This window comes from Nocardia cyriacigeorgica, assembly GCF_029868385.1.
Taxonomy (GTDB): Bacteria; Actinomycetota; Actinomycetes; order Mycobacteriales; family Mycobacteriaceae; genus Nocardia; species Nocardia cyriacigeorgica_F.
Genome location: NZ_JARWNX010000024.1, coordinates 51080 through 64748, shown reverse-complemented (window position 1 = coordinate 64748; position 13669 = coordinate 51080). Strand labels below are relative to the sequence as shown.

Below are 13669 nucleotides of genomic sequence, written 5' to 3'. Positions count from 1 at the left end.
CATGACAGCGGAATTCACCGGTTGGCATGTGCTGGCCGAGTTCGGCGGGGTCGATGCGGATCTCTGCAACGACCCGCAACGGCTCGAGCACGCGTTGCGGGAGTCGCTGGTGGGCGCCGGTGTCACCATCTGCGATGTCGTGCGTAAACAGTTCACCCCGCAGGGTGTGACCGTTCTCGCGCTGCTGGCGGAATCGCATGCCTCGATCCACACCTATCCCGAATCCGGTGACATCTTCGTCGACGTGTTCACCTGCGGCAGCATCGGCGCGAGCGCGGAGAAGACGGTCGAGCTGCTGCGGAACGCCTTGTCACCCAAGGATGTTCGGATGACCACTGTGCGCAGGGGCCGGGCCGGTCAACGCGTGGAGGAGCCGCTGGGCCCCGGTCTGACCCGCATCTGGGATCTGTCGGATGTCCTGGTGGACACCAGGACCGATTTCCAGCGTCTGCTCATCGCCCGGACCGCGCAGGGCATCGGCCTGTTCTCCGACAACGATCGCCAGTCCACCGAGTTCTCGCAGCTCACCTATCACGAGGCGATGATGGTTCCGGCGTTCGTACTGGCCGAGAAACTCGACAATGTGCTCATCATCGGGTCCGGTGAGGGCGTGGCCAGCCAGCTGTCGGTCGCCGCGGGCGCGACCAGGGTCGACCATGTCGATATCGACCGGGTGGCGGTGCAGTTGTGCGCCGAGCACCTGCCCTACGGGTACACGACCGGCGAATTGGCCGACGCCGTCGACGGTTCCGGCCCGATCCGGGTGCATTTCGCCGACGGCTGGGACTTCCTGACCGAGGCCGCCGCCGACGGTGTGCGCTATGACGTCATCGTGATCGACCTGCCCGACGAACGCGTCGAGGACGCGCAGCACAACCGCCTCTACGGGGCGGAGTTCCTCCAGCGATGTCGCGCGGTGCTGGCCCCCGGCGGTGTGCTCAGCGCACAGGCGGGCTGCGCGACCATGTGGCGCAATGAAACCCTCGAGCGTTCCTGGCGCCGCTTCCACGAACAGTTCGGCACCGTGGTCCATTACGGCAGCGATGAGCACGAATGGTCGTTCCTGTTCGGCCTGGTCGATCGCATCGACGATCCGGTACCAGGTATGACCGACCGCCTCACCACCCTGCCCTACCGCCCCGCCACCATCGACGCCCGCGCCCTGATACGCGGCGCGATCGAACCTTTCGCACTGCGCACCGCGGACTGACGGATTCGGCGCTCAGCCTGCGACGCGCGGCATGGGCTCGATACGATCGACCGTCCCGACGACGCTGCCGGGCGCTGCGCAACGGTCGGCTCAGGCGGGACGCTGGGTACGGATGATCTCGGCGAGGTAGGCGTAATCGTCGGCGCGCGCGGTCGATGCCCGGAAGACCAGGCCGAGGGTGCGACCGGGGGCCGGGTTCGCGAAGCGGGCCGTCTCCAGGGTGCCGCGACCGGTTTCGGCCGCCACGGCCATCTCCGGGATGAGGGTGATGCCGAGTCCGCCCGCCACGCACTGCACCACGGTCGCCAGTGATGCCGCACGGGTATCACCGACCGCGGCGGGATGAGCGTCGGCCGAGCGGCACAGCTCGAGGGTCTGGTCCCGCAGGCAGTGGCCCTCGTCCAGCAACAGCATGGGCAGCTCGTCCAGTGCGGCGGGTTCGATATCGATGCGTCCGGCCAGCTCGTGCTCACGCGGCAGCACCAGGACGAACTCCTCGGTGTACAGCGGGATTTCGACCAGGCCCGATGCGTCGGTGGGCAGGGCGAGCACCGCGACGTCGAGGATTCCGGTGCGCAACCCGTCGAGCAGGCGAGCGGTCTGATCTTCGATCACCTGCGGTACGAGCGCGGGTAGTTTGCGGCGCAGTGCCGGCAGCAGCGACGGCAGGATGTAGGGCGCGGCGGTCGGGATGATGCCCATGCGTAGCGTGCCGCCGAGGCCGTCGCCGGTCGCCGAGGCCAGGAATCGGTCGGCCGCCTCCAGCGTCGCCATCGCCTGCGGCAGCAATCGCATGCCCGCCGCGGTCACCAATACACGCCGGGTGCTGCGTTCGATCAGCTGCAACCCGAGGCCGTGTTCGAGCGCGGCCAATGCCTGCGATAACGTGGGCTGGCTCACATTGAGCCGGGCCGCAGCCGTGCCGAAATGCCGGTACTCCGCGATCGCGACGAACGCACGCAGCTGCGACAGGGTTGGCTGATAAGTCTGATCAGTCACGCCTATCAGTGTAGTGCGACCTATCACCTTTACCTTTTACCGGTTCTTGGGCAAGATCACAGACGAGCTTTTTTGCGCACCCGGCTGATCACTCGATCACGCCGGTTACCGACATGACGAGGAGATGAGCATGGCCCTGCTGACCATCGGCGACCAGTTCCCGGCGTACAACCTCACCGCGGTGATCGGCGGTGACCTGTCGAAGGTCGACGCTCAGCAGCCTGACGACTACTTCACCCAGATCACCAGCGACGACCATGCGGGCAAATGGCGGATCGTGTTCTTCTGGCCGAAGGACTTCACCTTCGTCTGCCCGACCGAGATCGCCGCGTTCGGCAAACTGAACGACGAGTTCGCCGACCGTGACGCCCAGGTGCTCGGCGCCTCGGTCGACAACGAGTTCGTGCACTTCCAGTGGCGGGCCCAGCACGAGGATCTCAAGACCCTCCCGTTCCCGATGCTGTCGGACCTCAAGCGCGAATTGGCCGCCGCCACCGGCGTTCTCAACGCCGACGGCGTCGCCGACCGCGCCACCTTCATCATCGACCCGAACAACGAGATCCAGTTCGTCTCGGTGACCGCCGGTTCGGTCGGCCGCAATGTCGACGAGGTGCTGCGCGTGCTCGACGCCTTGCAGTCCGATGAGCTGTGCGCCTGCAACTGGAAGAAGGGCGACCCGACCATCAACGCCGGCGAGCTGCTGGCCGCGAGCGTCTGATTTCGAGGTAGACACACCATGAGCATCGACAATCTGAAGAACTCACTACCCGAGTACGCCAAGGACCTCAAGCTCAACCTGTCCTCGATCGCGCGCACCACCGTGCTGAACGAACAGCAGCTGTGGGGCACCCTGCTGGCCACCGCGGCCGCGACCCGCTCGGCCACCACGCTGCGCGAGATCGCCGAGGAAGCCGCCGACACCCTGTCCGCGGAGGCCTACAACGCCGCGCTGGGCGCCGCGTCCATCATGGGTATGAACAATGTGTTCTACCGCGGCAAGGCATTCCTCGACGGCAAGTACGACGATCTGCGGGCCGGTCTGCGCATGCAGATCATCGGTACTCCCGGTGTCGACAAGGCCGATTTCGAGCTGTGGTCGTTCGCGGTGTCCTCGATCAACGGCTGCCAGCACTGCCTGGAGGCGCATGAGCACACCCTGCGCGAAGAGGGCGTCTCGCGTGAGGTGATCTTCGAGGCGCTGCGCGCGGCCGCGATCGTTGCCGGCGTCGGCCAGGCCGTGCAGTCCACCGAGGCCTTGGCCACGGCCACGGTCTGACCTGCACTCTCTGCCGATTCAATGGCCCCGACCCGAGCGGTCGGGGCCATTGTCGTCCAGTGATGTTTGCCAGCTATTTGCTGTGATGTATGACATGGAGGGTCCTACGGCAGCACCCGCGCCTAGTACGCTCGGCTGACATGGGCACACAGGCTGAAGTGTTGCGAGTGTTCACCGACCCGGCCGGACGATTCGGCAACCAGTTGGGTGTCGTGCGGGCCGCGGAAATCGAGCAGTCCCAACGACAAGCTCTCGCGTCCCGTCTCGGCTACAGCGAGACGGTATTCGTGGACGAACCGGTCGACGAGATCGCTCGCGTACGGATCTACACCCCCATGGTGGAGCTGCCGTTCGCCGGGCATCCATCGGTGGGCACCGGCTGGTGGCTGGCCGAGCACGGTCTGCCGGTCCACACCCTCGAGGTTCCGGCCGGACCGGTACCGGTCGAGCTGTCCGACGGCCTGGTCTGGGTCAAGGCGCGCGGTACCTGGGCACCGGATTTCGCCTTCCGTCAGCTCGAGCAGCCCGACGAACTCAGCATGGTCGACCCCGCCGATTTCACCGAGGGCTCGCATTATCTGTGGGCATGGACCGATGAGCACCGTGGTGCGCTGCGTTCGCGGATGTTCGCACCCGCTATGGGAATCACCGAGGACGAGGCCACCGGCGCGGCCGCGGTCGCGCTGACGGCGCTGCTGCGACGCGGCCTGGTCATCACCCAGGGGCAGGGCTCGCAGATCTTCACCGAATGGGATTCCGACGGCTGGGTCCGGCTCGGTGGGCGCGTGGTCGCCGATTCCATCGTCGACCTGTAGTCGGCGGGCGCCGGATCAGCCCGCTACCGCCGCCACCAGCATGTAGGCGGTACCGAGGTCCATGACGATATGCGGCACGAACCCGCCGGGATGCGCACCGGCGTGGGCGAGCCAGCGCGGAGGTCGTCCGGTGGCAGTGCATGCGAGCAGTACACCGGCGTCCACGACGAACAGCGCCGCCAACCCCATCGCGGGCATCACGGCAGGCCCGCCCGTATGCCCACTCGCGGTATGACCGGACATCGCGTACAGCATCACCGCGGCCGCGATCACGTGATATCCGAGCGCGCTCGCCCGCGCCACCGGCAGCGCCCGACCGTCGACATGCCACTCCACCACCCGGACCACCAGCAACATCGCGAAAGCGACCGTCATCGCGATCAGCACCCCACGCATCGCGTGCGCATGCGCCTGCACCGGGAACACCAGCATCGCCAGCATCACCGCGCACATGATCAGATGCGCCGCATCCGATTCCCGATCGTGCGCGCCGGTAAGACGTGCGACGGACGCCGGTCCACGGGCGGACGCGACGGAGGCCGCCGCCACGGGAACAGCACTCATCGCGCGTGCCGCGACGACCACCCCGGCCAGGAGGAACGCGACCACCACCGACCACCGCAATGCAGGATATTCGAGCACGAATTCCGCCATATCCCACCACCTTTCGCCGCAGCGACCGTGACGCCGCTCCTATGGTCGCATCGCGGCAGGCGGCCCGGCGCCTTTTACGATGGATTCCCGCGGCGGACTCGGCTGGACATGCAGACCCCCGGCGGCGCCGTGACACAGCACCTTCGGCCGGGCGAACCGTGGTAGGGATCAGCCGAGGGCGCGGGTGAATGCGGTGGCGAGTTCGGCGAGCTGAGTATCGGTGGTGACGAACGGCGGGGAGATCTGCAACGCGCCCGCTCCTGCCGCTCGTGACGAAACACCGTGGGTGCGCAACGCTTTGACCATGTCGGGAGCTTCGGCGGGATCGGCCAGCTGGATAGCGGCGACGGCGCCGAGACCGCTGCGGACCTCGGCGACCCGCGGATGGTCGGCCAGCGGCGAGAGATGATGGCGCAGGGCCGATTCCAGCTGCGCTGCGGCGGTGAGCAGGGATTCACGTTCGATGATGTCGAGATTGGCCATGGCCGCGGCGGCCGAACCGGCGTGACCACCATAGGTATAGCCGTGGCGCCACCACACACCGCCGGCGAAGAACGGTTCGGCCACCCGCGGCGCGATGAACACCGCGCCCATCGGCAGATAGCCGGAGGTGAGGCCCTTGGCGGTGGTCATCAGGTCCGGTTCGAGACCGAAACGGGTGGAGGCGAACCAGGATCCGCCGATGCGGCCGAAACCGGTGACCACCTCGTCGGCGACGAACAGGATGTCGTGATCGCGGCAGATGCGGCGCACCTCGTTCAGATAACCCTCGGGTGGCAGGTAGATCCCGCCCGCGCCGATGATCGGTTCACAGAAGAACGCGGCGATGCGGTCGGCGCCGAGGTCCTCGATCAGCGCCAGCAGCGCCTTGGCGTCATCCCATTCGACGGTGCGGGCATCGGCCATCAACTCGCCGTACCCCTCGCGGTTCGGCGTCAGCCCCGACAGCGCGGTGCCCGCGACGTGCATGCCGTGATAGGCGAGGCGGCGACCGACGATGATCGATTTGTCCGGCCTGCCGAGTTCATGCCAGTAGCGGCGGGCCAGTTTGGCCGCGGTATCGATCGAATCCGAGCCGCCGGAGGTGAAGAAGATCTTGCTGCCCGGCACCGGCGCCAGCGCGGCCAACCGTTCGGCCAGCTCCCGGGTGACGGGCGCGGCGAGATCACCGAAGTTGGAATAGTGGGCCAGCCGCGACAGCTGCTGCGCGACGGCGTCGGCGATCTCGCTGCGGCCGTGGCCGACATTGGCGAACCACAGTCCCGCGGTGGCGTCGAGGTAGCGGTTACCCGCCTCGTCCCAGATGTAGGCACCCTCACCCCGCGCCACGACAAAGGCACCGTCGCGTTCGACAGCGCCCATATCGGCGAAACCGTGCCACAGTGATCCCATCAGGCGCTCCTCGCTTCGGCGGATGTTCGCCGTCCATCCTGCCAGCGGCTCGCGAGCCCGCCGAGCGCGACGACGGCCACCGCCAGCAGCGCGAACACACCGGCGAGCACCACGAGACCGATGCCGAGCGAGATATAACCCTGTTCGCGGGGATCGAGGAACGGATACGGATACCAGTCCACGATCGGGCCGCGGATCAGCGAATACGCACCGTAGACCGCCGGGTAGATCAGCAGGGCGCCGAGCAGTCGTCCGGTGCGGCCGAGACTCACCGGCACCAGGACCCAGTCGAGCATCATCACCAGCGGCAGCAGCCGGTGCAGGATGTCGTTGATCCACCGGTCGGTGAGCATGACGTCGATATCGGCCAGCAATATCGCGTACACCACACCGGTGATGAGCAGATACAGCGCGCTCGCCCCGCGCACGGCCTGCCATCGGCGAGCACCGGGGTCGGCCAGCGCGCCGACCAGCAACACCACGACACCGAGCACATTCGACTGGATGGTGAAGTAGCTGAAGTAGTTGCTGGTGGAGAACCCGGATTCACCGATAGCGCGGATCGGTATCCAGGCCAGAGCGAGAACTCCCAGCACGCCGAACGCGAATCGCAGCACCCGGATCCACGCCGGTGTACCCCAGCTGGTGATCATGGCGCCGATCGTCGCATACCGGCCACCGGTGCAGCCGGCGAATCGCGGGCACACCACCGGCAACCGCGCCGTGCGAGCGTCCGCACGACCCCGGATATGTGAACTGGGCGACGCTCACCCCGGACTCGATCAGCGATACGCAGGGCATATGCCCCAGCGACCGCCGCGGCCGGCAGAAAATGCGGAGCCCTCGCCGGTGGGTGTCCATTAGGCTGGATACCGCAATGACCAGGACCGCAGCCAGCCCGCGTGAGCTTCGCACCCGCCTGGCCACTCTCACACTCCGCGACGAGCATCGGCTGCGCAGGCAGCTGGACCGGGCACGCGGCGGCGAACTCGGGCGCATCGAGACCGAGATCGCGGTGGCCGAGCAACGCATCGACAACCGTCGTGCGGCCGTACCCGAGATCCGTTATCCGCCGCAGTTGCCGGTCACCGCGCGACGCGAGGACATCGCCGCGGCCATCGCCGCCAACCAGGTCGTGATCGTGGCGGGCGAGACGGGCTCGGGCAAGACCACCCAGATCCCGAAGATCTGCCTGGAACTGGGTCGCGGTATCCGCGGCATGATCGGCCACACCCAACCACGCAGGCTCGCCGCCCGCGCGGTCGCCGAACGAATCGCCGAGGAACTGGGCACCGAACTCGGCGACGCCGTCGGCTATACGGTCCGATTCACCGATCAGGCCGCCGAGCACACCCTGGTCAAGCTGATGACCGACGGCATCCTGCTCGCGGAGATCCAACGCGACCGGCTGCTGCGCAACTACGACACGATCATCATCGACGAGGCCCATGAACGCAGCCTCAATATCGATTTCCTGCTCGGCTATCTCAAACAGCTACTCCCCCGCCGGCCCGATCTGAAGGTGATCATCACCTCCGCGACCATCGACCCGGAACTGTTCGCCCGTCATTTCGCCGATGCCGCCGGTACGCCCGCACCGATCGTCGAGGTCTCGGGCAGGTCCTATCCGGTCGAGATCCGTTATCGGCCGCTGGCGCTGGCGGTGCCGTCCGGCGAGGAGGACGAGGACGAGCGCGTCCTCGACCGCGATCCGGTGGACGCCATCGGTGACGCGGTCACCGAACTGTTCACCGAAGGCGACGGCGATGTGCTGGTGTTCCTGTCCGGTGAACGCGAGATCCGCGATACCGCCGACGTCCTGCGCGAGCTGAAACTGCCACGCACCGAGATCCTGCCGCTCTACGCCCGGCTCTCGGCCGCCGAACAGCATCGGGTGTTCGCCGCACACACCGGACGTCGGGTCGTGCTGGCCACCAATGTCGCCGAGACCTCGCTGACCGTGCCCGGCATCCGGTACGTGGTCGATCCGGGGACCGCGCGTATCTCCCGCTATTCGCTGCGGACCAAGGTGCAGCGGCTGCCCATCGAACCGGTGTCGCAGGCCTCCGCACGTCAGCGTTCCGGACGCTGTGGGCGCGTGGCCGACGGCATCTGCATCCGCCTCTACTCCGAGGACGATTTCGAATCCCGTCCCCTGTTCACCGATCCGGAGATCCTGCGCACCAATCTCGCGGCGGTGATCCTCCAGATGACGGCGCTCGGTCTGGGCGATATCGAGAAGTTCCCCTTCGTGGAGCCGCCCGATTCCCGCGCGATCCGCGACGGCATCGCATTGCTCGAAGAATTGGGCGCACTCGCCCCGCGGACCGCCACAGCGCCACAGGGCGGCGGCCGCGCCACGGCAACAGCCGAGGCGGCGCACCGGCCCGACACAGCGACAGACCGGCACCAGCCCGAGCGCGGAGCGGGTCGAACCGAACCGGATGCCCCGCCTGCGCGAGCGACCACAGCATCAGCGGATGCGGACATGCAGCCGGCCGATTCGGGCACGGCACCGGCGGACACGGGCACGACACCGGCAGACTCAGGCACGACAGCCGAGGGAGAGGCCCACCAGCGCGTCGATGCCGGTGCGCCCACCGACCGGTCGCCCGTGGACGCCAACGGTTCCCGTGGACGCAAGCGAGGCGCTCGCCGCCGCCCCGAGGACGACAACGGGTTATCGCTCACTCCGATCGGCCGCGAGATGGCTCGGCTACCGGTGGATCCGCGGATGGCGCGGATGCTGGTGGAAGCGCACCGCAACGGATGTCTCGGTGAGGTGCTGATCATCGTGGCGGCGTTGTCGATCCAGGATGTGCGCGAACGTCCGGCCGAGCACCAGCAGGCGGCCGACACCAAACATGCGCGGTTCGCCGTCGAGAACTCCGATTTCCTGGCGTATCTGCGGCTGTGGGACTACCTGTCCGGGCAGCGCAAATCGCTGTCGTCGAACCAGTTCCGGCGGATGTGTCGGGAGGAGTTCCTGCACTACCTGCGGATTCGGGAGTGGCAGGACCTGCACGGGCAGTTGCGCACCATCACCAAGGGGCTCGGCTGGTCGGCGCACGGCGAGCCCGCCCGAGCGGCTGAACCCGCCCGTGCGGTCGAACCGGCGCGCGCAGCGAAGCAACGCGGACGCGGCAAGGGTCAGAGCAAGCCCGTGACACCGGCGACCACGGTCGACGACGACGCCCTCCCCTGGGATATGACCGCGATCCACCAGGCCTTGCTGGCGGGCATGCTGTCCCATATCGGTGTCCGTGAGGCCGAATCGCGCGAATTCCTCGGTGCGCGCGGCGCCAAGTTCATGATCTTCCCCGGCTCGTCGCTGGCCAAGAAGCCGCCACGCTGGGTGATGGCCGCCGAACTGGTGGAGACCTCACGGTTGTGGGGCCGGATGGCGGCGAGGGTGGAACCGGAATGGGCCGAACGTCTCGCGGGCGATCTGGTGAAACGCACCTATTCCGAACCACATTGGTCGTCCAAACGGGGCGCCGCCCGCGCCTATGAACGCGTCACCCTCTACGGTGTGCCGCTGGTGACCCAGCGCCCGGTCGACTACGGGCGAATCGACCCGGTCATCTCCCGTGAGCTGTTCCTGCGCCATGCGCTCGTCCAGGGCGAATGGCAGACCACCCACGAGTTCTTCCACCGCAACCGGGAACTGCTCGACGATGTGGCCGATCTCGAACATCGTGCCCGCCGCCGCGACATCCTCGTCGACGACGAGGTGCTGTTCGAGTTCTACGACCGGCGCGTACCCGCCGATATCGTCTCCGTCCGCCATTTCGACCGCTGGTGGCGCACCACCAAACGCACCGATCCCACGCTGCTGGACTTCACCTCGGACACGGTCGTCAACGAGGGCGCGGCGGCGCTGAACCCGACCGATTTCCCCGACACCTGGCGCCAAGGCGAATTGAGTTTCCCGCTCACCTACCAATTCGAACCCGGTAACGAGGACGACGGCGTCACCGCGCGCATCCCGGTCGCGCAGCTGGCGCATGTGCGCGCGATGGGCTTCGACTGGCTGGTGCCCGGCATGCGCGACGAGCTGGCGACCGCGCTGATCAAGACGCTGCCCAAGAATCTGCGGCGAGCCGTGGTGCCCGCACCGGATTTCGCCGCCGCGGCCCTGGCCGCACTGACTCCGCGCGCCGAACCACTGCGCACCGGGCTGGCCCGCGAGTTGTCGCGGCTGGGTGCGGTGCCGATCGCGCCGAACGATCTGGATCCTGCCGCACTGCCGGATCATCTGCGGATGACCTTCGCCGCGGTCGACGATCGGGGCACGGTCCTCGCCCGTGACAAGAGCCTGGCGCGTTTGAAAACCGTGCTTGCCGAGCAGGTGTCGACATCGGTCGCCCGCGCCACCGCGGGTGCGGAGCGTGCGCCCGCGCTGGTGTGGACGGCGGAATCACTCGGCACGGTCGCGCCGACGGTGAAGCGTGAGGTCGCGGGACAGACCATCACCGGCTATCCGGCCCTCGTCCCCGAAGACGAGGGGGTCGCGGTGCGGGTGCTCAGTTCCCCGGCCGAGCAGGCGACGGCCATGCGGGCCGGTACCAGGGAACTGGTGCTGCGCGCCATCCCGACCTCACTGCGCACGGTGACCTCGGGCCTGTCCCCCGCCGACCGACTGGTGGTGAGCCAGAATCCCTACGGTTCACTCGACGCCCTCGTCGCCGACTGCCGTTCGGCCGCCGCCGATGAGCTGATCGCCGCGGCCGGTGGTCCGGTCCGCAGTCCCGAACAGTTCGACGCACTGGTGGCGACGGTGCGCCCGGAGCTGGCCGCCGCGGCCGCACGTATGGTCCGGCTGGTGGTGCCGGTGCTCACCGAAGCGCATCACGTGTCGACGGCATTGGCGAACACCGCCGAACGCGATATCGCCGACGATGTCCGCGATCAGCTCGCCGATCTGGTGTTCGACGGCTTCATCTCCGAATGGGGCAGCGTCCGGCTACGTGAACTACCGCGATACCTGCGGGCCGCGGTGGTGCGGCTGGAGGCCCTGCCCGGTTCGGCGGTGCGTGACCGACAGGGCATGGCCGAGATCGACGCGGTCCTCGCCGCCTACGATCGGCTGCTGGCCGGGCTGCCCGAACCGCGCCGCCGCGCACCCGAGGTGGCCGAGATCTGGTGGATGGTGGAGGAGCTGCGGGTCAGTCTGTTCGCCCAGAAGCTGGGCACCCCGTACCCGGTGTCGGCCAAGCGGATCCAGAAAGCGATCGGCGCGATCCGCCGGTAGGCGTGCGCCGCGCCACCGCACGCGGTGAACGTACCGACGCGGCGTGGCGTTCAGTCCGTGGAGCCGACGGCGGCGGCGCGGGCCTGGCGCATGCCCTGGATCTCGCGTTCGAAATCCTCGGCCGAGGTGAACGACCGGTAGACCGAGGCGAACCGCAGATACGCCACCTCGTCGAGGTCGCGGAGCGGGCCGAGGATGGCCAGTCCGACCTCATGGCTCGGGATCTCCGGGGAGCCCTTGGCCCGGACCGTGTCCTCGACCTGCTGTGCGAGCAGGTTCAGCGCGTCGTCGTCGACTTCGCGGCCCTGACAGGCGCGGCGCACGCCACGGATGACCTTTTCGCGACTGAACGGTTCGGTGACGCCGCTGCGCTTGACCACGGACAGGATCGCGGTTTCCACCGTGGTGAAACGGCGTCCACATTCCGGGCAGGAACGTCGGCGGCGGATCGCCGCGCCTTCGTCGGCCTCGCGCGAGTCGACCACCCGGGAGTCAGGGTGTCGGCAGTACGGGCAGTGCATCCGAGATCCTTCGTCGATGCGTACGCTCGCGTCCGGGCCGGTTGCCGATCGGGGCCAACCGTCCGGCGAGCGCGTGGGCCGGGGCGGTGCCCGGCATCGGGTACACCCGCGGTGAACTCGGGTATACCTCCATAGCACTTCGAGAATACCCGTGTGGGGTTGGATTCGGTTGCGCTCACCCCGCGATCACGCGGGCACCGCTCGAACTCAACCGGTCAGCTGCCACTGGCTCGTCATATCGGCGATCACCTCGGGTAGGCGTTGGAGCAGGCGACCGCGCGCCAGTTTGTCCCAGAACGGCTCGGCCAGCACGGCGGCCGCCAGTGGCGCATCGGATTTCATATCGATATGGCGTGGCACCAGATCGCCGGTGATGTAGGTCCAGCGGGCGTCGCGATCGGCCCAGTTCCAGTCCGGCAGCGGGGTGCGCAGCGATAGCGTCCGCGGCCCGGCCGTCGCGGTGACGGTGGCCGGGCGGAACACACCGGGTGCCCGCACACCGGGCACACCGGCCTTACCGGCCACGGTGCTGACGTAGGTGAGCACACGCCCCATTGCGCCGCGACCGGCGGCGGTGACGTCCCATTGGTCGGCGACGACGTGGTTCTGTTCCCGGTCGGTCATCCGGATCAGCGCGTCGATATATCCCGCCCGGGTACCGGCGGCCACCGAGTCCCAGGCGGTGCGCAGACCGTCGTCGAGGATTCCGGCGCGGTGCATCTCGTCGATGCCCGCCAGCCCCTGCGCGAGATAGGCCTCGTGCATCGGTACCAGGTCGACGAAGATGTGCTTCTGCATGGTCATCAGCCGGATCTGGTACCAGGCCAGATCGTCCACGGTCAGCTTCGGGCCCTCGGTGGCGAGCAGCCGGATATCGTCGGGCAGCCCGCGGACCAGTTCCTCTGGCGTGGTGCGCAGTATGTCGGCGACGGCGTTGCCCAGCTGATGAATTCCCGGCAGGTCGATCACCCGCCCGACATCGCTCATATCGAAGTATCCGGAGGCGAAGGAGCCACCAGCGATTCCGGCCAGGCCGGCCCACCAGAGTTCCGGGTGACCCGACGCCAGCCGCAGATAGTTCACATAGACCTGGTTGAAGGTGCGCTCGCCCGCGGCGGGCCCGCGACTCGGATCCCATGCCGCGAGGTCGATTCCGGCGTTGTCCACCGCGACGACCAGCCAGTACTGATGCAGCAGCGTCGCATAGCGGCGCGGCGGCACACCATCGGCTCTGGCCGCCTCCAGCGCGCGGCGCAGTGTCGGCTCGTCCAGCGGCAGGACCGGATTCAGCCCACCGCCCGTGGTGCCGTCGTCGTTGACGGCGGGCTGATCGAGGTAGGCGGCATAGGCCGGTGCGGCGTGCGCGACCGGCAGGCAGACGAATCCGACGATCAGGCAGAGGACGGTGGCGGTGGTTCTGGCGAGAAACCGGAGGCGGCGGTCTCCGGCGGTGTGCTGAGGCGTCATGCGGTCCCGGTTCGGTTGTCGGCGGCGTTGCCTGGATGTGTTCAGCACAGTAGCAACGTGTTTCAGTTGCCGATCAATATT

The 13669-nt window shown here is 67.8% G+C and carries 11 protein-coding genes; 5 read left to right on the top strand and 6 right to left on the bottom strand.

Features of this window, described 5'->3' with window-relative positions; genetic code table 11:
* The first annotated feature begins 1 nt into the window (after nt 1).
* Nucleotides 2-1210 (top strand): adenosylmethionine decarboxylase, encoded by a 1209-nt coding sequence (gene speD / locus QH168_RS04225; protein ID WP_280233069.1) that lies wholly within the window; start codon nt 2-4, stop codon nt 1208-1210.
* A gap of 90 nt (nt 1211-1300) precedes the next feature.
* Here the strand turns inward: speD and QH168_RS04220 are convergent, their stop codons facing one another.
* On the bottom strand, nt 1301-2209 hold the full coding sequence (locus tag QH168_RS04220) for a hydrogen peroxide-inducible genes activator (protein ID WP_280233068.1): 909 nt from the start codon (nt 2207-2209) through the stop codon (nt 1301-1303).
* A gap of 130 nt (nt 2210-2339) precedes the next feature.
* Here QH168_RS04220 and QH168_RS04215 point away from each other — a divergent pair, with 130 nt between their 5' ends.
* From QH168_RS04215 to QH168_RS04205, 3 genes are all read left to right on the top strand, one after another.
* The gene (locus QH168_RS04215; protein WP_280233067.1) at nt 2340-2927 is read left to right on the top strand and encodes a peroxiredoxin; all 588 of its coding nucleotides are present in this window, start codon (nt 2340-2342) and stop codon (nt 2925-2927) included.
* An 18-nt stretch (nt 2928-2945) separates the two neighbouring features.
* The gene (locus QH168_RS04210) at nt 2946-3485 is read left to right on the top strand and encodes a carboxymuconolactone decarboxylase family protein (RefSeq protein WP_280233066.1); all 540 of its coding nucleotides are present in this window, start codon (nt 2946-2948) and stop codon (nt 3483-3485) included.
* Nucleotides 3486-3625: 140 nt separating this feature from the next.
* Nucleotides 3626-4300, top strand: coding sequence for a PhzF family phenazine biosynthesis protein (locus QH168_RS04205; RefSeq protein ID WP_280233065.1), 675 nt, complete (start codon nt 3626-3628; stop codon nt 4298-4300).
* Between the two features lie 15 nt (nt 4301-4315).
* Here QH168_RS04205 and QH168_RS04200 read toward each other — a convergent pair whose 3' ends face one another.
* The 3 genes from QH168_RS04200 to QH168_RS04190 form a co-directional block, all read right to left on the bottom strand.
* On the bottom strand, nt 4316-4954 hold the full coding sequence (locus tag QH168_RS04200) for a DUF5134 domain-containing protein (RefSeq protein ID WP_280233064.1): 639 nt from the start codon (nt 4952-4954) through the stop codon (nt 4316-4318).
* 168 nt (nt 4955-5122) lie between these two features.
* Entirely contained in the window at nt 5123-6346 is a 1224-nt protein-coding gene (locus QH168_RS04195) for an aspartate aminotransferase family protein (RefSeq protein ID WP_280233062.1), read from the bottom strand.
* Complete coding sequence (locus tag QH168_RS04190; RefSeq protein ID WP_280233061.1) at nt 6346-6999, bottom strand: Pr6Pr family membrane protein; 654 nt, start codon at nt 6997-6999, stop codon at nt 6346-6348. Before QH168_RS04190 ends, QH168_RS04195 begins: the two co-directional genes overlap by 1 nt.
* Nucleotides 7000-7223: 224 nt before the next feature.
* Here QH168_RS04190 and hrpA point away from each other — a divergent pair, with 224 nt between their 5' ends.
* Nucleotides 7224-11600 (top strand): ATP-dependent RNA helicase HrpA, encoded by a 4377-nt coding sequence (gene hrpA, locus QH168_RS04185; RefSeq protein WP_280233060.1) that lies wholly within the window; start codon nt 7224-7226, stop codon nt 11598-11600.
* A gap of 50 nt (nt 11601-11650) precedes the next feature.
* Here hrpA and nrdR read toward each other — a convergent pair whose 3' ends face one another.
* Nucleotides 11651-12121, bottom strand: coding sequence for a transcriptional regulator NrdR (nrdR, locus tag QH168_RS04180; RefSeq protein ID WP_280233059.1), 471 nt, complete (start codon nt 12119-12121; stop codon nt 11651-11653).
* 207 nt (nt 12122-12328) lie between these two features.
* Nucleotides 12329-13588: a hypothetical protein gene (locus QH168_RS04175; RefSeq protein ID WP_280233058.1), complete on the bottom strand. Its 1260-nt coding sequence runs from the start codon at nt 13586-13588 to the stop codon at nt 12329-12331.
* Nucleotides 13589-13669: the final 81 nt, after the last annotated feature.

Coding starts and splice junctions, on each gene's coding strand:
- QH168_RS04195 (WP_280233062.1), bottom strand. CDS start 6,346: ATGGGATCACTGTGGCACGGTTTCGCCGATATGGGCGCTGTCGAACGC.
- QH168_RS04190 (WP_280233061.1), bottom strand. CDS start 6,999: ATGATCACCAGCTGGGGTACACCGGCGTGGATCCGGGTGCTGCGATTC.
- QH168_RS04205 (WP_280233065.1), top strand. CDS start 3,626: ATGGGCACACAGGCTGAAGTGTTGCGAGTGTTCACCGACCCGGCCGGA.
- speD (WP_280233069.1), top strand. CDS start 2: ATGACAGCGGAATTCACCGGTTGGCATGTGCTGGCCGAGTTCGGCGGG.
- QH168_RS04175 (WP_280233058.1), bottom strand. CDS start 13,588: ATGACGCCTCAGCACACCGCCGGAGACCGCCGCCTCCGGTTTCTCGCC.
- QH168_RS04210 (WP_280233066.1), top strand. CDS start 2,946: ATGAGCATCGACAATCTGAAGAACTCACTACCCGAGTACGCCAAGGAC.
- nrdR (WP_280233059.1), bottom strand. CDS start 12,121: ATGCACTGCCCGTACTGCCGACACCCTGACTCCCGGGTGGTCGACTCG.
- QH168_RS04215 (WP_280233067.1), top strand. CDS start 2,340: ATGGCCCTGCTGACCATCGGCGACCAGTTCCCGGCGTACAACCTCACC.
- hrpA (WP_280233060.1), top strand. CDS start 7,224: ATGACCAGGACCGCAGCCAGCCCGCGTGAGCTTCGCACCCGCCTGGCC.
- QH168_RS04200 (WP_280233064.1), bottom strand. CDS start 4,954: ATGGCGGAATTCGTGCTCGAATATCCTGCATTGCGGTGGTCGGTGGTG.